The 16,925-nt window shown below is 61.4% G+C and carries 16 protein-coding genes; 7 read left to right on the top strand and 9 right to left on the bottom strand.

What is annotated here, in order from left to right; translation table 11 throughout:
- From hisA to hisB, 4 genes are all read right to left on the bottom strand, one after another.
- Window positions 1–683 (bottom strand): 1-(5-phosphoribosyl)-5-[(5-phosphoribosylamino)methylideneamino]imidazole-4-carboxamide isomerase (gene hisA / locus ACPYOI_RS29415; protein WP_481423727.1); only part of this gene is annotated, 683 nt, incomplete at its 3' end.
- A gap of 30 nt (window positions 684–713) precedes the next feature.
- The gene (hisH, locus tag ACPYOI_RS29410) at window positions 714–1,364 is read right to left on the bottom strand and encodes an imidazole glycerol phosphate synthase subunit HisH (RefSeq protein ID WP_481417687.1); all 651 of its coding nucleotides are present in this window, start codon (window positions 1,362–1,364) and stop codon (window positions 714–716) included.
- Window positions 1,364–1,846 (bottom strand): DUF2628 domain-containing protein, encoded by a 483-nt coding sequence (locus ACPYOI_RS29405; RefSeq protein ID WP_481417688.1) that lies wholly within the window; start codon window positions 1,844–1,846, stop codon window positions 1,364–1,366. Before ACPYOI_RS29405 ends, hisH begins: the two co-directional genes overlap by 1 nt.
- 24 nt (window positions 1,847–1,870) lie before the next feature.
- Window positions 1,871–2,479 (bottom strand): imidazoleglycerol-phosphate dehydratase HisB, encoded by a 609-nt coding sequence (gene hisB / locus ACPYOI_RS29400; protein WP_168831904.1) that lies wholly within the window; start codon window positions 2,477–2,479, stop codon window positions 1,871–1,873.
- Window positions 2,480–2,657: 178 nt separating this feature from the next.
- Between hisB and hslV the strand changes: the two genes are divergently transcribed.
- From hslV to ACPYOI_RS29370, 6 genes are all read left to right on the top strand, one after another.
- Complete coding sequence (gene hslV, locus ACPYOI_RS29395; RefSeq protein WP_481417689.1) at window positions 2,658–3,185, top strand: ATP-dependent protease subunit HslV; 528 nt, start codon at window positions 2,658–2,660, stop codon at window positions 3,183–3,185.
- A complete protein-coding gene (locus tag ACPYOI_RS29390; protein WP_481417690.1) occupies window positions 3,172–3,696 on the top strand; it encodes a GNAT family N-acetyltransferase in 525 nt (174 codons plus the stop codon). The genes hslV and ACPYOI_RS29390 overlap by 14 nt, the downstream gene beginning before the upstream one ends.
- On the top strand, window positions 3,693–5,000 hold the full coding sequence (gene hslU / locus ACPYOI_RS29385; protein WP_168831907.1) for an ATP-dependent protease ATPase subunit HslU: 1,308 nt from the start codon (window positions 3,693–3,695) through the stop codon (window positions 4,998–5,000). Before ACPYOI_RS29390 ends, hslU begins: the two co-directional genes overlap by 4 nt.
- 189 nt (window positions 5,001–5,189) lie before the next feature.
- Window positions 5,190–6,137 (top strand): DUF1402 family protein, encoded by a 948-nt coding sequence (locus ACPYOI_RS29380; protein WP_481417691.1) that lies wholly within the window; start codon window positions 5,190–5,192, stop codon window positions 6,135–6,137.
- A 44-nt stretch (window positions 6,138–6,181) separates the two neighbouring features.
- A complete protein-coding gene (locus ACPYOI_RS29375) occupies window positions 6,182–7,591 on the top strand; it encodes a cytochrome P450 (RefSeq protein ID WP_481417692.1) in 1,410 nt (469 codons plus the stop codon).
- Window positions 7,592–7,681: 90 nt separating this feature from the next.
- Complete coding sequence (locus tag ACPYOI_RS29370; protein ID WP_481417693.1) at window positions 7,682–9,853, top strand: malate synthase G; 2,172 nt, start codon at window positions 7,682–7,684, stop codon at window positions 9,851–9,853.
- 63 nt (window positions 9,854–9,916) lie between these two features.
- Here the strand turns inward: ACPYOI_RS29370 and ACPYOI_RS29365 are convergent, their stop codons facing one another.
- Window positions 9,917–10,600, bottom strand: a complete 684-nt coding sequence (locus tag ACPYOI_RS29365) for a L,D-transpeptidase (RefSeq protein ID WP_481417694.1) — start codon at window positions 10,598–10,600, stop codon at window positions 9,917–9,919.
- 168 nt (window positions 10,601–10,768) lie between these two features.
- Between ACPYOI_RS29365 and ACPYOI_RS29360 the strand changes: the two genes are divergently transcribed.
- Complete coding sequence (locus ACPYOI_RS29360; RefSeq protein WP_481417695.1) at window positions 10,769–11,263, top strand: MmcB family DNA repair protein; 495 nt, start codon at window positions 10,769–10,771, stop codon at window positions 11,261–11,263.
- Between the two features lie 2 nt (window positions 11,264–11,265).
- On the opposite strand, the gene ACPYOI_RS29355 is transcribed toward ACPYOI_RS29360, so the two are convergent.
- The 4 genes from ACPYOI_RS29355 to lhpI form a co-directional block, all read right to left on the bottom strand.
- Window positions 11,266–11,841: an ActR/PrrA/RegA family redox response regulator transcription factor gene (locus ACPYOI_RS29355; RefSeq protein WP_168831913.1), complete on the bottom strand. Its 576-nt coding sequence runs from the start codon at window positions 11,839–11,841 to the stop codon at window positions 11,266–11,268.
- Window positions 11,842–11,908: 67 nt separating this feature from the next.
- Window positions 11,909–13,219 carry an ActS/PrrB/RegB family redox-sensitive histidine kinase gene (locus ACPYOI_RS29350; protein ID WP_481417696.1) on the bottom strand — a complete coding sequence of 437 codons (1,311 nt, stop codon included), beginning with the start codon at window positions 13,217–13,219 and terminating at the stop codon, window positions 11,909–11,911.
- A 20-nt stretch (window positions 13,220–13,239) separates the two neighbouring features.
- A complete protein-coding gene (gene hrpB, locus ACPYOI_RS29345; protein ID WP_481417697.1) occupies window positions 13,240–15,696 on the bottom strand; it encodes an ATP-dependent helicase HrpB in 2,457 nt (818 codons plus the stop codon).
- Between the two features lie 5 nt (window positions 15,697–15,701).
- A complete protein-coding gene (lhpI, locus tag ACPYOI_RS29340; protein WP_481417698.1) occupies window positions 15,702–16,649 on the bottom strand; it encodes a bifunctional Delta(1)-pyrroline-2-carboxylate/Delta(1)-piperideine-2-carboxylate reductase in 948 nt (315 codons plus the stop codon).
- Window positions 16,650–16,925: the final 276 nt, after the last annotated feature.

The following is a 16,925-nucleotide window of genomic DNA, read 5'->3' as shown; positions in this document are numbered from 1 at the left end:
CCATCATACAGCGCACGGCCGGAGATGGCACCTTCTAGCTTGCGGGCGTCGGGCTGCAACATGCGCTTCACATCCTCGATCGAGGCCAGCCCGCCCGAGGCGATCACCGGGATCGAAACTGCCTCGGCAAGCTCCAGCGTCGAGGCCCAGTTGATGCCGGCCAAGATCCCGTCCCGGTCGATGTCCGTGTAGATGATCGCCGCAACGCCGGCGCCTTCGAATTTTCTGGCAAGTTCGATGACGCCGAGCTCGGACGCTTCCGCCCAACCCTCGACCGCGACCTTGCCACCCTTGGCGTCAATGCCGACGGCAACCCGGCCGGGAAACTGCTTGCAGGCTTCGATGACCAGCGCAGGATCCCGAACGGCGACCGTGCCGAGGATCACGCGGGCGAGGCCTCGCGAGAGCCAGTTTTCGATGTGTGACAATGTGCGGATGCCGCCGCCGAGCTGCACGGGGTTTTTCGTTGCCTTGAGGATCGCGTCGACCGCGGCGCCATTGACGCTCTCGCCGGCGAAAGCGCCGTTGAGATCAACAACGTGCAGCCATTCGAAGCCCTGGTCCTCAAAGGCTTTCGCCTGCGCGGCGGGATCGGGGTTATAGACGGTTGCCTGCTCCATATCGCCGAGTTTAAGGCGAACGCATTGACCGTCCTTGAGGTCGATGGCGGGAAATAGGATCATGTTCATTCAGTCCTTGCTATCCGCGCGAGCTTACGGCTTCCAGCGCAGGAAATTGGTGATCAGGGCGAGACCGAGCTTCTGGCTCTTTTCCGGATGGAATTGTGATCCTGCCATGTTGTCGCGTCCGACGAATGCCGTCATCGGCCCGCCATAGCTGGTGGTCGCAATGACGTCAGTGTTGTCTCTGGTAGCTAGATGGTAGGAATGCACGAAATAGGCATGCAGACCATCCGGCCCGGTCGGAATGCCATCGAAAAGCGGGTGCGGATGCTTAAGGTCGAGCGTGTTCCAACCGATCTGCGGGATCTTCAGCTCCGGATCGTCCGGCGTCATTTCAACGACATCGCCGGGGATCCAGCCGAAGCCTTCTGTCACTGTTTTTTCAAGGCCGCGGGACGACATCAGCTGCATGCCGACGCAAATGCCGAGGAAGGGGCGAGCCTTTTTCTCGACGGCTTCAATCAAGGCCTCCGTCATCCCCGGAACGGCATCGAGCCCACGGCGACAATCGGCATAGGCGCCGACCCCCGGAAGGACGATGCGATCGGCCGCCGCGACATTCTCGGCCCTGTCCGTCAGATCGATATGCGCATCGATACCTGCCTCGCGCGCGGCGCGTTCAAATGCCTTCGTTGCCGAACGCAGGTTGCCCGAACCGTAGTCTATAATTGCGACGCGCATCAGCGTCCTCCGTCAAAACCAAAGAGGCCGAGCGACGTCGTATCGCCAGGCTTGTTGGAAGAGGGGTTTCTCTTCCAATCAGGGGCCGGCAGGGCGTCGCCACTTGTAGGGGTTTCTATATTCGAAAAGTAGATGTCTTCTGCGGTCTCAAGCGAATCCGCTGCAATCAAGGCCTCTTCTTTCCAGCCCTTGGAGGCCAGATTTCGGATCCAAATGTTCATGCCCTCTATGCCGGTGAGAATGCAGGTGCCTGCTGTGATCGCAAAGCCTGCGGGCCAAAAACCGGGTCGATCCATCAGATAGCCGCCGATTGCCTGAAGCAGGAACGCTGCGATCGCAAAGAGCCAAAGCCGGTGTACAAGAAACCACAGCCACGGAAAGAGAAAACCGAGCAGCGTAAATCCGTCGCGGATGATCCGCGTCTTTTCATGGGTCACATCCGCTCCGCCCGGAGCCGTCAGAACTACATAGCTGGAAGTCATATCGTTCAAGCTCCCTCAAGGGGCTTAGACGAGCGTGCCCTTCGTCGAGGGAACACGGCCCGCCTGTCTCGGATCGATTTCCGTCGCCGTGCGCAGCGCACGGGCAACGGCCTTGAAGCAGGTCTCTGCAATATGGTGATTGTTGGCACCATAGTGATTCAAGATATGCAATGTGATGCCGGCGTTCTGCGCGAGCGCCTGGAAGAATTCGCGCACAAGCTCGGTGTCAAAGGTACCGATCTTCGGCGCACTGAAGGCAACGTTCCAGACCAGGAATGGACGGCCGGAAAGATCGACGGCGGCCTTCGTCATCGTCTCGTCCATGGCAAGGTCGATCGAAGCGTAGCGGGTGATGCCGCGGCGGTCACCGAGTGCTTTTGCAATCGCTTGCCCTATGGCAATTCCGGTGTCTTCGACCGTGTGGTGATCGTCGACATGCAGGTCGCCCTTCGTTTCGATCTCCATGTCGATCAGGGAATGTCGCGAAAGCTGGTCGAGCATATGGTCGAAGAAGCCGACGCCCGTCGAAATCTTGGCTTTGCCCGTACCGTCGAGATTGACGGAAACGGAAACCGAAGTCTCGTTGGTCTTACGGGAAACGGTACCCGTGCGGCTTGCTGCAGTCTCGGCCATATGGCTGCTCCATAGGAATGACGGCCGTTCCTTATCAGGCGTTCCCTAAAATATCCAGAACCGCTTGGGCAGAAAAAGACCGCCATTTGCAATCGGCGCCGGCCAACTTACATAGGGTCCAAACAGAGCCTGTGAGCGGCTCGGCGTAACGCCCGGTGATGCGGGCAAGGGTGTTTTGATGACTACGATTATTACGGTACGAAAAGGCGGCAAGGTCGTAATCGCGGGCGATGGCCAGGTGAGCCTCGGCCAGACCGTCATGAAGGGCAATGCGCGCAAGGTGCGCCGCATCGGCAAGGGCGAGGTCATTGCCGGCTTCGCAGGCGCGACCGCAGACGCCTTCACGCTGCTTGAGCGTCTCGAGAAGAAGCTCGAACAATATCCCGGTCAGCTGATGCGCGCTGCCGTCGAACTCGCCAAGGACTGGCGCACCGATAAATATCTCCGCAATCTCGAGGCTATGATGCTCGTCGCAGACAAGACGGTCACCTTGGCGGTCACAGGCAATGGCGATGTTCTGGAGCCTGAGCATGGAGTCATGGCGATCGGTTCCGGTGGCAATTTTGCGCTGGCGGCGGCCCGTGCCATGGTCGATTCCGACAAATCCGCTGAAGAGGTCGCGCGCCGTGCGCTCGATATCGCGGCCGACATCTGCGTCTATACGAACCACAACGTGGTAGTGGAAACGCTGGATGCCGAGAGCTGAGCCCACGCCCCGATACCGCTTTCGCGATGTCCAGCGCGAGGATTTTCCCCGGCTGGCAACCTGGCTCGCGGAGCCGCACGTCGCGAAATGGTGGGGCGATCCGTCGACGGAGCTTGCATCGATAGAAGAGGCGATGACCTGCGCGCAAACGCGGCCAATGATCGTGGAGTTGGACGGAGAGCCGATCGGCTATCTGCAGAGCTACGATCCGCATCTTGAAGGGGGACATCCCTATCAGGATCAGCCGAAGGGTACGTTGGGCATCGATATTTCGATCGGCATCCCGGAGTTGATAGGCAAGGGGCACGGCAGCGCCATCATCCGGCAGCTTTCCGGCGAACTTTTCGCCAGCGGGGCCACGCGCATCGTCATCGACCCTGATCCCGAAAATGTGCAAGCGATCAGGGCTTATGAAAAGGCGGGCTTCCGCTACATCGACACAAGAACTTCCATTTATGGTCCGGCCCATTTCATGGCGTTGGACGCACCCGAAGAAACGGACTTGATATGACCACTTTTTCTCCCCGGGAGATCGTCTCCGAACTCGACCGTTACATCATCGGCCAGCACGAAGCCAAGCGGGCGGTGGCGATCGCCTTGCGCAACCGCTGGCGGCGCCAGCAGCTCGATCCGGATCTGCGTGACGAAGTCATGCCCAAGAACATCTTGATGATCGGCCCGACCGGCGTCGGCAAAACGGAGATTTCCCGCCGTCTCGCCAAGCTTGCAGGTGCGCCCTTCATCAAGGTCGAGGCCACCAAGTTCACTGAGGTCGGCTATGTCGGCCGCGACGTCGAACAGATCGTCCGCGACCTCGTCGAAATCGGCATCGGTCTCGCGCGCGACAAGAAGCGCGCCGAGGTCGAGGCGAAGGCCCATATGAGCGCCGAGGAACGCGTCCTTGACGCACTCGTCGGCGCGACCGCCTCTCCGGCAACGCGCGACAGCTTCCGCCGGAAGCTGCGCAACGGCGAGCTGGACGACAAGGAAATCGATATCGAAGTCGCTGACACGGGCGCGGGCATGGGCGGGTTTGAAATTCCGGGTATGCCGGGTGCCAACATCGGGGTGCTCAATATCTCCGAGATGTTCGGCAAGGCGCTGGGCGGACGGACCAAGAAGGTCCGCACGACGGTCAAGGCCTCCTATACCGATCTGATCCGCGACGAATCCGACAAGCTGATCGACAATGAGATCATTCAGCGTGAGGCCGTGCGGGCGGTCGAGAACGACGGCATCGTCTTCCTCGACGAGATCGACAAGATCGCGGCGCGAGACGGTGGCATGGGAGCGGGCGTCTCCCGCGAGGGCGTGCAGCGCGATCTGCTGCCGCTCGTCGAAGGCACGACGGTTTCGACGAAGTACGGGCCGGTAAAAACTGACCATATTCTCTTTATCGCATCCGGTGCCTTCCACGTTTCGAAGCCGTCCGATCTGCTGCCGGAGCTGCAGGGCCGCCTGCCGATTCGCGTCGAGCTTCGGCCACTCAACAAGGAAGACTTCCGCCGCATCCTGACCGAAACGGAGGCGAGCCTGATCCGCCAATATCGCGCGCTCATGGAAACGGAAGAACTGCATCTCGAATTCACCGACGATGCGATTGACGCCTTGGCCGACGTCGCTGTCCATTTGAACTCGTCGGTAGAAAACATCGGTGCACGCCGCCTGCAGACCGTCATGGAACGGGTCTTGGACGAGATCTCCTTCAATGCGCCGGATCGCGGCGGTTCGGCGGTAACAATCGACGCGGCCTACGTGCGTGAGCACGTCGGCGATCTGGCGCAGAACACGGACCTCTCGCGCTTTATCCTGTGACATAGCCGCACCGGCTGGAGCCTTTGCGGATCTCGCAGCGGATGTGACATTCTAAACTCTCGACAGCGGGCCTTTTACTTCTTAGTGAAAGGCCCGCTTTGTTTATGGCTGCGGCTTTTTTCGGCCAAGATTGTGGTCCAGTCAGCGCGCTTCGCCTAAAGACGATGTAACCAGACGGAATAGCTGATCGTGCGACGCCTTTTGACATGCCTCCTGATCGCCGTTGCGGCGCTGATATCCGTGCCCGCCTACGCCATGCAGGTCGTGCCGCCCGGTAACCGCAATGTCGAGCAGCCGGCGGTCCCCGGCGCATCCGTCCGGCGTACCAAAGGGACCAAGACGACATTCGATCGTAAATACGAGAAGGTTTACGAACTTCTCTCCACCGATCACGAGCTGATGGGCAAGATCAGGAAGACTGCGGCGGCATACGGCATCGAACCGATCCACGTCATCGGCGCCATCGTCGGCGAACATACCTATAATGTCGATGCCTACGACCGCCTTCAGGCTTACTACGTGAAGGCTGCCTCCTATGCCGGCGAGAGCTTCCGCTTTGCCTATGATGGCGAGGATGTCGATACCTTTGTCGGGCGCCCGCAATTTGCCGCGTGCAACGGCAAAAGCGATTCCTATACGCTCTGGTCCTGCCGCGAAGATGTCTGGGAAAGCGATTTCCGCGGCAAGTCCGTGGGCGGCAAGAGTTTTCCGAACAACCGCTTCAGCGCCGTGTTCTTCCAGCCGTTCTATGCCGGCCAGACCTTTGGTCTCGGCCAGGTGAACCCGCTGACAGCGTTGATGCTTTCGGATCTGGTCAGCCGCGTGTCCGGCTATCCGAAGCTGAACGAAAAGGATGCAGGCGCCGTCTACCGCGCCATCATGGAGCCGGATGTTTCGCTCGCCTTCGTTGCAGCCTCCATTCGGAAATCGATCGACGACTACAAGCAGATCGCCGGCATGGATATTTCGGGAAATCCCGGCCTGACCGCCACGCTCTACAATGTCGGCAATTCCAGGCAGCGCGCGGCAGCCCTCGCGGCCAAGAACCGCGATGCGAGCGTCCCGGTCTGGCCGGAGGAGAACTATTACGGCTGGCTGATCAACGACAAGCTGGACGAGCTCAGGGGCCTGCTCTAACTTTCGCCTACGCGGGAGACGATCTTCCGCGAAGGGCCATTTCCATGGATATGCGACCGGAGCCTTTCGTTCCACCCGCACCGCTGCCGCGCACCGCGCCGCCGGGCCGGCTTGAGCTCATCCGCACGATCTTTCGCAATCCCCTGGAGCTCTGGGGCGAGCCCTCCTACACGCTGCCGTGGGTCGAGACGCGGTTCTTCGGGGAACGCACGTTGATCGTCAATGAACCCGGGCTGATCAAGCACGTGCTGGTCGACAACGCCGCAAACTATCGCATGTCGGACGTCCGCCAGCTCATCCTGCGCCCGATCCTGCGCGATGGCCTGCTGACCGCTGAAGGGGAGGTGTGGAGGCGATCGCGCAAGGCTGTCGCGCCGGTCTTCACGCCACGCCATGCCAACGGATTTGCCGGCCAGATGCTCCGGCAGGCGGAGGACTATGCTCGGAAATACGCCACGGCAGTCAGCGGGGAGAAGGTCTTCGAGATCGCCAGCGACATGACCGAGCTGACGTTCGCCATTCTCGCCGACACGCTCTTTTCGGGTGAGATCGTCACCTCCGACAGCTTCGCCGACGATGTGAACGCGCTTCTGCACCGCATGGGTCGCGTCGATCCGATGGATTTGCTGCGGGCGCCTTCCTGGGTTCCGCGCGTGACGCGCATCGGCGGCCGGAAAGTCCTCGACAAGTTCCGCAACATCGTGCGCGACACGATGGATGCCCGCCTGCGGCGCATGAAGGCCGATCGAGCGACAACGCCGGAGGATTTCCTCACCCTGCTTCTCGACCAGGCGGCAAGCGGGAGTCTTAGCGACGAAGAAATCGAAGACAATATCCTGACCTTCATCGGCGCCGGCCACGAAACGACGGCGAGGGCGCTCGCCTGGACGCTCTATTGCGTCGCAAACAGCCCGCATATTCGTGCTGCCATGGAGGAAGAGATCGATCGCGTTCTCGCCAGCGATGCGGAGCCCGTCCGGTGGCTTGACGTAATGCCGTACACGCGTGCCGCCTTGGAGGAGGCGCTCAGGCTCTATCCCCCCGCACCTTCGATCAACCGCGCCGCGATAGCGGCGGACCGGTGGACAACTGCAACGGGCGAGACGGTCGAAATCGATCCCGGCGTCACCGTTCTGATCATGCCCTGGACGCTGCATCGCCACGAACTCTACTGGGAGAAACCCAGGGCCTATATGCCGGGACGGTTCCTGCCAGAGAATCGAGGCAAGATCGGGCGCTTCCAGTTTCTGCCCTTTGGTGCCGGCCCGCGTGTCTGCATCGGTGCCACTTTTGCTCTGCAGGAAGCGGTCATCGCGCTTGCCGTCCTGATGAGCCGATTCCGCTTCGACGTGACGGCCGAGACGAAACCCTGGCCGGTACAAAAGCTGACAACCCAGCCGCAGAATGGTCTGCCGATGCGGGTCACGTCGCGCACTGTTTCCGCCGGGGCATAAATCTTTCGGATTATTGCAGAATTGACTGTGAATAAAAGCCGCGCAAAGTAGCAGCATCAGAAATGCTGCCGTCCGCAGGAGGAAAATTGCATGAGCCGCATTGAAAAGCACGGTCTTTCCATCGAAACCGTCCTTCACGACTTCATCGTCAGCGAGGCGCTTGCTGGCCTTCCGATCGATGCGGACGCGTTTTTTGCAGGCTTGTCGGCGATCGTTCACGACTTGGCACCGAAGAACCGTGAGCTGCTTCTGAAACGCGATCAACTGCAGGCGCGCATCGACGAATGGTACCGCCGGAACGGCGCCCCGGCACATATGGACGCTTATGAGGCCTTCCTCCGCGAGATCGGCTACCTGTTGCCGGAAGGCTCGGACTTCCAGATCTCGACCAGCAATGTCGATCCCGAGATTGCCTCGATCGCCGGACCGCAGCTCGTCGTACCCGTCATGAACGCGCGCTATGCGCTCAACGCTGCAAATGCGCGCTGGGGCTCGCTGTACGACGCCCTCTATGGGACCGATGCCATCCCCGAAAGCGACGGCGCGGAAAGGGGCAGGGGCTACAATCCGAAACGCGGCGAAAAGGTTATCGCCTGGGTTCGCGATTTTCTGGACATCGCGGTTCCGCTGGACGGCTGGAGCTGGAAAGATGTGGCGCGCTTCGCGGTGAAGGACGGGGCTCTTGCCATCACCGCGACGGATGGCGAACATGCATCGCTGGCGGATCAGACGCATTTCGCGGGCTATCGCGGCGATGCGGCGGCGCCGACGCATGTCCTTCTGAAGAACAACGGCATTCACATCGAGATCGTCATCGATGCCTCCACCGCGATCGGCAAAAGCGATCTGGCGCAGATTTCCGATATCTGGCTGGAATCGGCGCTCACGACCATCATGGACTGCGAGGATTCGATCGCCGCCGTGGACGCCGAAGACAAGGTTGTCGTCTATCGCAATTGGCTCGGCCTCATGAAGGGAGACCTCGAGGAGGAAGTGAGCAAGGGCGGCTCGAGCTTCACCCGCAAGCTCAATCCCGACATCACCTATCAGGCACCGGATGGTTCGGCTCTTGAATTGCACCGCCGTTCACTCATGCTCGTGCGCAATGTCGGCCACCTGATGACCAATCCGGCAATTCTCGACCGCGACGGCAATGAGGTTCCGGAAGGGATTATGGACGCCGCGATCACGGGGCTGATTGCGCTTTACGATATCGGCGCCGGCGGCCGTCGCAAGAATTCGCGCACGGGATCGATGTACATCGTCAAGCCGAAGATGCATGGGCCCGAAGAAGTGGCCTTTGCGGTTGAGATTTTCTCACGCGTCGAAGAGCTTCTAGGCATGCCGAAGAACACGATGAAGATGGGGATCATGGATGAGGAGCGCCGCACGACGGTGAACCTCAAGGAATGCATCCGCGCGGCTCGCGAGCGCGTGGTCTTCATCAACACAGGGTTCCTCGACCGCACCGGCGACGAGATCCATACCTCGATGGAAGCCGGCCCGATGATCCGCAAGGGCGACATGAAGCAGGCGGCGTGGATTTCGGCCTATGAGAACTGGAACGTCGATATCGGGCTGGAATGCGGGCTGTCCGGCCATGCGCAGATCGGCAAGGGCATGTGGGCGATGCCCGACTTGATGGCGGCGATGCTCGAGCAGAAGATCGCGCATCCGAAGGCGGGCGCCAATACCGCCTGGGTTCCCTCGCCAACGGCAGCGATACTGCATGCCACACACTATCACCGGATCAACGTGGCTGACGTTCAGCGCGGGTTGAAGGATCGCGCCCGCGCCAAGCTCTCCGACATCCTCTCCGTTCCGGTGGCCGTGCGGCCGAATTGGACGCCGGAGGAAATCCAGCGGGAGCTCGACAACAATGCCCAGGGCATCCTCGGCTACGTCGTCCGCTGGGTCGATCAGGGGGTCGGCTGCTCAAAGGTGCCCGATATCAACAACGTCGGGCTGATGGAAGACCGTGCGACGCTTCGCATTTCCGCCCAGCACATGGCCAATTGGCTGCACCACAAGGTGGTCAGCGAGGCGCAGATCATTGAAACGATGAAGCGCATGGCCGCTGTCGTCGATCAGCAGAATGCCGACGATCCGGCCTATATCCCGATGGCTGGCAATTTCGACGATTCGATTGCCTTCCGGGCTGCCGTCGAGCTCGTCCTGAAGGGTAGGGAGCAGCCAAACGGCTACACCGAGCCCGTTCTTCACCGCCGCCGGCTTGAACTGAAACGAAGCCGGGCGGTCTAGCACCAAGCAAAAAGGCTGCCGGAGAGGTCTCCGGCAGCCTTTATTATGCGGTAGGCTTCTGGCTTACTGGATAACGATGACCTTGGAGGTCGTCTTTCCAGGACGGACGCGGCTATAGAGGTCGATCACGTCCTGGTTCATCAGGCGGATACAGCCCGACGAAGCGGCAGTGCCGATGGACGCCCATTCGGGCGTGCCGTGCAGACGGAAAAGGGTGTCCTGACCCTGCTCGTTGAAGAGATACATGGCGCGTGCACCGAGCGGGTTATCGAGGCCTGGTCCCATGCCATCCTCGACGTATTTCGCTACATCGGGCTTGCGGACCGCCATTTCCTTCGGCGGATGCCAGGTCGGCCATTCCTGCTTCCAGGCGACGTATGCCGTGCCCGCCCATGCGAAGCCCTGCTTGCCAACGCCGATGCCGTAGCGCATCGCCTTGCCGTCCGGCAGAATGTAGTAAAGGTGGCGCTCACGCGTGTTGACGATGATCGTGCCCGGGCGTTCCGTGGTCTCGTATGACACGATCTGGCGGCGGAACTCGGGCTTGACCCTCTGAATGGGGATCGCCGGCAGGGCATATCCGGCATCCTTCGTCACGCCATAGGCGTCATCGAAGATCTGCGCGGTCTGGACCGTGGGGCCAGAGGGCTTGTTTTCCAGGGAAGCGCTATCGGAGGTGGTGGAGCAGCCGGCCAGGGCCAGGGTCGCCATCAGGCCGAACACAGGGAATGCATTGCGGATGGACATGAATATCTCTTAGGAAAAGGGGCAATGAGGAACGGTCTTTGACGATGGGTTATTTTCGATTAACTTCGTCTTTGCAAGATGCTGCAGCGCGACAAGAGTTACCTGCTGCGCAAATTAAAACCGGATGGTTTTTTTGCAACAAAACGCGGTCCTGCTACACGGTAATCCATGACGATTTTGAGCGTTTACAATAACAATCCGTTAATAGATGGCCGGCAGTCGGACAGGGCTATGCTCGTGCGCCGCGGGACTCAGATATTACTTCATGAGATGCGCCACGCGGTCCTGCCCGAGCTGTCGCTGGCCAGCGGCCGGCGCGCCGATCTGATCACGATTTCGGAGAAGGGTGAAATCTGGATCGTCGAGATCAAGACTTCTGTCGAGGATTTCCGTGTCGATCGCAAATGGCCGGAATACAGGCTGCATTGCGACCGGCTTTTCTTTGCGACGCACAAGGACGTGCCGCTTGATATCTTCCCGGAGGAATGCGGTCTGTTCCTTTCGGATGGCTACGGTGCGCATATTGTCCGCGAAGCGCCGGAACACCGCCTGCCGCCGGCAACCCGCAAGTCGGTGACGCTGAATTTCTCGCGTGCCGCAGCACAGAGATTGATGCTGGCCGAATGGGCGAACGGCAAACAGCTCACCCTCGATGATCTCTAGGCTTACTTCGGGGCGCGCTTGGCGAGTATACGCTGCAGTGTACGCCGGTGCATGTTGAGCCGCCGCGCCGTCTCCGAGACATTGCGCTCGCACATTTCATAGACGCGCTGGATATGTTCCCAGCGGACACGGTCTGCCGACATCGGGTTTTCCGGCAGGTCGGCCTTCTCGCCCGGCCGCTGCGTCAAGGCGGCGAAGATGTCGTCCGCATCAGCAGGCTTGGAGAGATAATCGACAGCACCGAGCTTTACGGCTGTTACCGCGGTGGCGATATTGCCATAGCCCGTCAGGACGATGATCCGCGTGTCGTCCCGGCGCTGCCGGATCGCTTCGATGACGTCGAGACCATTACCGTCGCCGAGCCGCAGGTCGACAACGGCGTATTTCGGCGGGTGGCTCTTCGACTTGGCAATCCCTTCCGCAACCGACTCAGCCATTTCCACCTGGAAACCGCGGGTCTCCATCGCGCGTGCCAGGCGTCGCAGAAATGGCCCGTCGTCATCGACGATCAACAGGCTCGCATCCGGGCCGATGTCGTGTTCGCTGGCGGCAAGAGTTTCGTGAGTTTGTTCAGTCATGCTTCCAATCCCGGCCGTTGCCGCTGTCGTTTTGTCAACTGCTCGTGTCTTCATTATGCCGATACAGTCATTTTGTCGAATGCGCATCGAGCAGCATGCGCGGCCATTCGACACGAATGCGCGCTCCCCGGCTTTCCGGATCGCGGTTCCCGAAAGCGAGGGTCGCGCCGGAACGCTCGAGCAGAGTCTTGGCAATGAAAAGCCCTAGCCCGAGCCCGCCAGCCGTATCCTGATTCTGTCTTTTGGTGACGTAGGGCTCGCCGATCTGGGCCAGGATATCAGGCGTATAACCGCTGCCGTCATCCTCGATGAGGATCAACACCCTGTCATGGTCATGTTCGATCGTGACCGTCACTTTTTTGCGGGCATAGTCGACGGCATTCTCGATCAGATTGCCGAGGCCATACATGATCCCCGCGTTGCGTTCGGTCACCGGCTCGCCCTTGCGCGGGCTCTTCTCGATCAACTCCAGGGCGATCGGAAGCTCGCGATAGGGCGCAATGATCTCCTCGATCATCGACGACAGCGGCAGCCGCTGCATATGCGCATCGCCCTCGGCCGAAAGGCTGGTCAGCCGTTTCAAGATATCGCGGCAGCGCTCGCTCTGGCTGCGCAACAGTTGCACATCCTCGCGAAACCTGTCGTCGTTCTTCAGTTCGCGCTCCATCTCCTTTGCGACGACGCTGATCGTCGCAAGCGGTGTACCAAGCTCGTGCGCCGCCGCGGCCGCCAGGCCGTCGAGCTGCGAAAGGTGCTTTTCCCTCTGTAGAACCAGTTCGGTCGCCGCCAGCGCATCTGCCAGCTGGCTCGCCTCCATCGAAACCCGGTAGGCATAAAACGCCGCAAAGGCCATCGTCGAGGCAATCGCGCACCAGACGCCGAACTGCATGACGGTGTGCACATTGATCGTGGCGCCGTTATACCATGGAAGCGAAAAGGGAGAGAGCGCGAGGACGGTTATGCAGGCCATCGCAAAGACGATGAGTGCGGTGCTGTAGCGGATCGGCTGCGAAGCAAACGAAATGATGACCGGCACGCAGACAAGCACCGCAAACGGATTTGCCAGGCCCCCGGTGATGAACAGCAGCGCGGAGAGCTGCAACAGATCCAGCGCAAGCAGCGCGAAGGCGGCCGGCGGTTCCAGCCGATGCGTCGGCGGATAGCGGATCATCAGGTAGAAGTTGACCCAGGCAAGTGCTGCGATCAGAGAGATGCTTGCTACCAGTGGCAGCGGAAATTTCAGCAGGAAGGTGACGATGAAAACGGTAGCCGCCTGACCGGCGACCGCAAGCCACCGCAGGCGCACCAGCGTCTGAAGCCGCAGCCTGCGGCTGCTGTGCCGGTCGTCCCGCGGTTTGGTGTCGGCGTCGTTGACCATCATCGCTCCCTGGAAAGGCCTTATGTACCACGCGGTTTTGCGCGTGTCGTCGGCAATGCCTCTTCCGGCCGTTCCGGCCACGGGTGGCGCGGATAGCGGCCGCGCATTTCCGCGCGCACGTCTCTCCAGGAACCGGCCCAGAACCCCGGCAAGTCGCGCGTCGTCTGGATCGGCCTGTGCGCCGGGGAGGTCAATTCGAGAAGAAGCGGCAGCCGCCCTCCGCCGATCGCCGGATGTTGCTTCAATCCGAAAAGTTCCTGCACCCTGATCGTCAGCAGCGGCTCCTCGCCGTCATACTGGATCGGATGCCGCTGTCCGGTGGGCGCCTCAAAATGCGTCGGCGCGAGCCGGCTGAGGTCACGCTGCAGCGCGTGCGGAACGAGCGTCATCAACCCGCTGGAGAGCGATCCGGGGGAAATATCCGCAATGCCGCGTGCATCGGTCTGGTAGGGCGTAAACCATTCATCCAGCCGTTCCAGCAGCGCGGAATCGCTGACGTCAGGCCAGGGCTCGCCGAGTGTCCGATGCAGAAATCCGATCCGCTCGCGCAGCTGGATCGCTTCCTTTGAAAAGGGCAGCACATCGAGGCCCAATTGGCGCACGCCATCCGCCAGCGCCTTGACGACTGCGTCCCCCGTCGGCCGGGCCAGCGGCGTTTCATCGAAAACGATCGCGCCGAGGCGCGTCGCCCGCCTTGCGCGCACCTGCCTGCTCGGCAGGTCGAAATAGACCTGCTCGCCGGTGCTGATGGCATCCGGCAGTTCGGCCTCGACGTCTCTCCGGGAGATCTCCGCCGCGGCCAGGATACGCCCCTGCGCAGCGCGTCCTGTCAGGTCGGCGATCACCAGCATCTGGCTGCCCGCCAGCCGTTCCGTCTCCGGCAGCTCCGCGCCGCGGCCGTTTACCATCACGTAGCGCCCGCGTGCGCCGCGCTGCAGGGCCACCCGGTCCGGGAAGGCATGGATCAGGAGCTGACCGGCAAGCGGCGGCGCGCTGGAGGATATTTTGTCCAACCCGTTCGCGAGGCGGGCGGCAAGCCGCCGTGAAGCATCCGCTCTTTCGCCCTTCTCGGTCTTGAAACGGCGCAAGCGCTCCTCGATGTCGATGCTCGCGCCGCCGAGCCCCTGTTCCGTCAGGAGAACGGCAAGCATGGCGGCCTCTTTCGCATGCCCGCTTTCGCCGGCCGAGACCACCATGGCGGCGAGCCGCGGCGGCAGCGCAAGGTCGCGCATCGTTCGTCCCCGCTCTGTCAAGGCTCCGTCGCTCTCCAGGGCGCCGAGCTCGCGAAGCAGTGTGCGCGCTTCCTTCAGCACGGTTTCGGGCGGTTGGTCGACGAAGGCGAGCGACGCCGGATCCTGGACGCCCCAATGCGCGAGATCGAGCACCAGGCCGGAAAGATCGCTCGAAAGAATCTGCGGCGGCGTGAAAGCGGGAAGGGCAGCCGTCTGCCCCTGATGCCACAGGCGGACCGCAACGCCGGGCTCCGTTCTGCCCGCGCGCCCGGCGCGCTGGTCGGCGGAAGCGCGCGACACGCGCACGGTCTCGAGCCGCGTGATGCCGGTCGAGGCTTCGAAAACGGGCAATCGCTGCAGCCCGCTGTCGATGACGATGCGCACGCCGTCGATGGTGATCGACGTCTCCGCGATCGAGGTGGCAAGCACGATCTTGCGCTTGCCCACCGGCGCCGGCCGGATTGCCGCATCCTGCTCCTTCTGGCTGAGATTGCCGTAGAGCGGCGCAATCAAGGTATCCGGTCCGAACCGGCCATCGAGCCGCTCCACGGTCCGGGTGATTTCGGCCTGCCCGGGCAGGAAGGCGAGGATCGATCCCGTCTCATGCGTATGAGCATCGATGATCGCCCTCGTGACGGCATCCTCCACGCGCTCGCCCCCCGGCCGATCCTGATAGCGGATCTCGATCGGAAAGCTTCTTCCCATGCTTTCGATCACCGGCGGATTGTTGAGGAGAGCTGCCACCCGCTCCACGTCGAGTGTCGCCGACATCACCAGAATGCGCAGATCTTCCCGAAGCGCCGATTGCACGTCGAGGGCAAGCGCCAGCCCGAAATCCGCATCGAGCGACCGTTCGTGAAACTCATCGAAGATGACGGCGGCAACACCGGAAAGTTCCGGATCGTCGAGGATCATGCGCGCAAAGACGCCTTCGGTCACCACCTCGACACGGGTTCTCGCGGAAATCCGGTTGTCGAGGCGCATGCGGTAGCCGACCGTCTCGCCCACCTGCTCGCCGAGCAACGAGGCCATGCGGCTTGCCGCCGCCCGGGCAGCCAGCCGGCGCGGCTCGAGAACGATGATCCTGCCGTCGTTGCGCCACGGCTGGTCGAGCAGATAGAGCGGCACAAGCGTGGTCTTGCCGGCCCCTGGCGGTGCCGAAAGCACCGCCCGTCCGCTTTCGGCAAGCGCGGTTCCGATATCGGCGAGAACATGAGAGACCGGAAGCTCCGGCAGAACTGGCATTCCGCTTATTTCCCGTCGATTACGGTTTCATAGGCGAGGATCGCTCCGGCGAGATCCTCGAGTGCGGCGCCCACGGACTTGAAGAGCGTAATCTCGTCTGGCGCCCGGCGCCCGGCTGACGTGCCGCGAACGAGTTCCGCAAGCTCCGCCCTGATCGCGTCGGCTTTGAGCACACCGCTTTCGAGCGGCTGAACGATATCGCCCGCTTCCTTCATCGCACCAGCCCGGGTGTCGACAAATACGGAGGCGCGGCGGATCGCCTCGTCGTCGCTCTCGCGCATGCCGGGCTTGAAGCCGCCGACCAGATCGAGATGCGCGCCGGGCTTCAGCCATGCGCCGGAAATCAGCGTTTCGCTCGATAGCGTGCAGCAGGAGATGATGTCCGCCTGGCGGGCGGCCGCTTCGATGCCGGTCACGGCTTCGGCGGGCAGGCCGAGGTCGCGTGCTTCCGCGGCAATCTTCTCAGCGTTTGCGAGACTGCGTCCCCAGACATGAATGCGCTTGATCGGCCGGACTGCCGCATGCGCCTGCATCAGATTGAGCGACAGGCGGCCGGTGCCGCAGACCAGCAGATCGGCCGCTTCGGGCCGTGCGAGGTAGCGCGCCGCCAGCGCCGAGGTCGCGGCCGTCCGCCGTGCCGTCAGTTCGCCGCCGTCGATCGCGGCAAGCATCTCGCCTGTTCTACCCGAAGACAGAAGATAGGTGCCGAATATCGCAGGCATGGCGCGCATCGCATTCCCTGGAAAGACCGAAACCATCTTCACGCCGGCATAGCGCCCAGGCACCCAGGCTGGCATCAGAAGCAGCGTGGCATTTTCTTCGCCGGGCACGTCCATGTCGTGATGATGGCGCACCGGCATGACGCACCCGTCGTTAAACATCGCGGCGATCGCCTCGATCAGTTCCGCCCAGGGCAGCGCTGCACGTGTTCGTGTTTCATCGAGGACGAGCATTTCAGTCTCCATAGCCGAGCATCGGGGAACCCAAACTAGCGATTGAGCGCGGCGCAGCCAAGCGGGTCTGGAAAGTGACGGCGGTGTTTCTATATAAGGGAATTGGCATGAACGCTGGCGAGCAGGGAACATTCGGCAAAACGATGTCTCCTGGAATCGCAAATTGCCCGGAAATTTGGCCAGTCTCCACCATCGCCAAAAATTCCCCATAGGAATCAATCTGTTATAAAAATGTCAAAAAAGTTGGATTGGTGGTGTTGACTATGTCTGAGGGAA

Source organism: Rhizobium sp. SVR5-2C (assembly GCF_056755115.1).
Note: the sequence above shows the minus strand (reverse complement) of the source record. Positions and strands in the feature narration are given on the sequence as shown.

Excerpts from the sequence above, each read along its gene's own strand:
- hisH (WP_481417687.1), bottom strand. The coding sequence starts at position 1,364 with ATGCGCGTCGCAATTATAGACTACGGTTCGGGCAACCTGCGTTCGGCA.
- ACPYOI_RS29405 (WP_481417688.1), bottom strand. The coding sequence starts at position 1,846 with ATGACTTCCAGCTATGTAGTTCTGACGGCTCCGGGCGGAGCGGATGTG.
- hisB (WP_168831904.1), bottom strand. The coding sequence starts at position 2,479 with ATGGCCGAGACTGCAGCAAGCCGCACGGGTACCGTTTCCCGTAAGACC.
- hslV (WP_481417689.1), top strand. The coding sequence starts at position 2,658 with ATGACTACGATTATTACGGTACGAAAAGGCGGCAAGGTCGTAATCGCG.
- ACPYOI_RS29390 (WP_481417690.1), top strand. The coding sequence starts at position 3,172 with ATGCCGAGAGCTGAGCCCACGCCCCGATACCGCTTTCGCGATGTCCAG.
- hslU (WP_168831907.1), top strand. The coding sequence starts at position 3,693 with ATGACCACTTTTTCTCCCCGGGAGATCGTCTCCGAACTCGACCGTTAC.
- ACPYOI_RS29375 (WP_481417692.1), top strand. The coding sequence starts at position 6,182 with ATGGATATGCGACCGGAGCCTTTCGTTCCACCCGCACCGCTGCCGCGC.
- ACPYOI_RS29370 (WP_481417693.1), top strand. The coding sequence starts at position 7,682 with ATGAGCCGCATTGAAAAGCACGGTCTTTCCATCGAAACCGTCCTTCAC.
- ACPYOI_RS29365 (WP_481417694.1), bottom strand. The coding sequence starts at position 10,600 with ATGTCCATCCGCAATGCATTCCCTGTGTTCGGCCTGATGGCGACCCTG.
- ACPYOI_RS29360 (WP_481417695.1), top strand. The coding sequence starts at position 10,769 with ATGACGATTTTGAGCGTTTACAATAACAATCCGTTAATAGATGGCCGG.
- ACPYOI_RS29355 (WP_168831913.1), bottom strand. The coding sequence starts at position 11,841 with ATGACTGAACAAACTCACGAAACTCTTGCCGCCAGCGAACACGACATC.
- ACPYOI_RS29350 (WP_481417696.1), bottom strand. The coding sequence starts at position 13,219 with ATGGTCAACGACGCCGACACCAAACCGCGGGACGACCGGCACAGCAGC.
- hrpB (WP_481417697.1), bottom strand. The coding sequence starts at position 15,696 with ATGCCAGTTCTGCCGGAGCTTCCGGTCTCTCATGTTCTCGCCGATATC.
- lhpI (WP_481417698.1), bottom strand. The coding sequence starts at position 16,649 with ATGCTCGTCCTCGATGAAACACGAACACGTGCAGCGCTGCCCTGGGCG.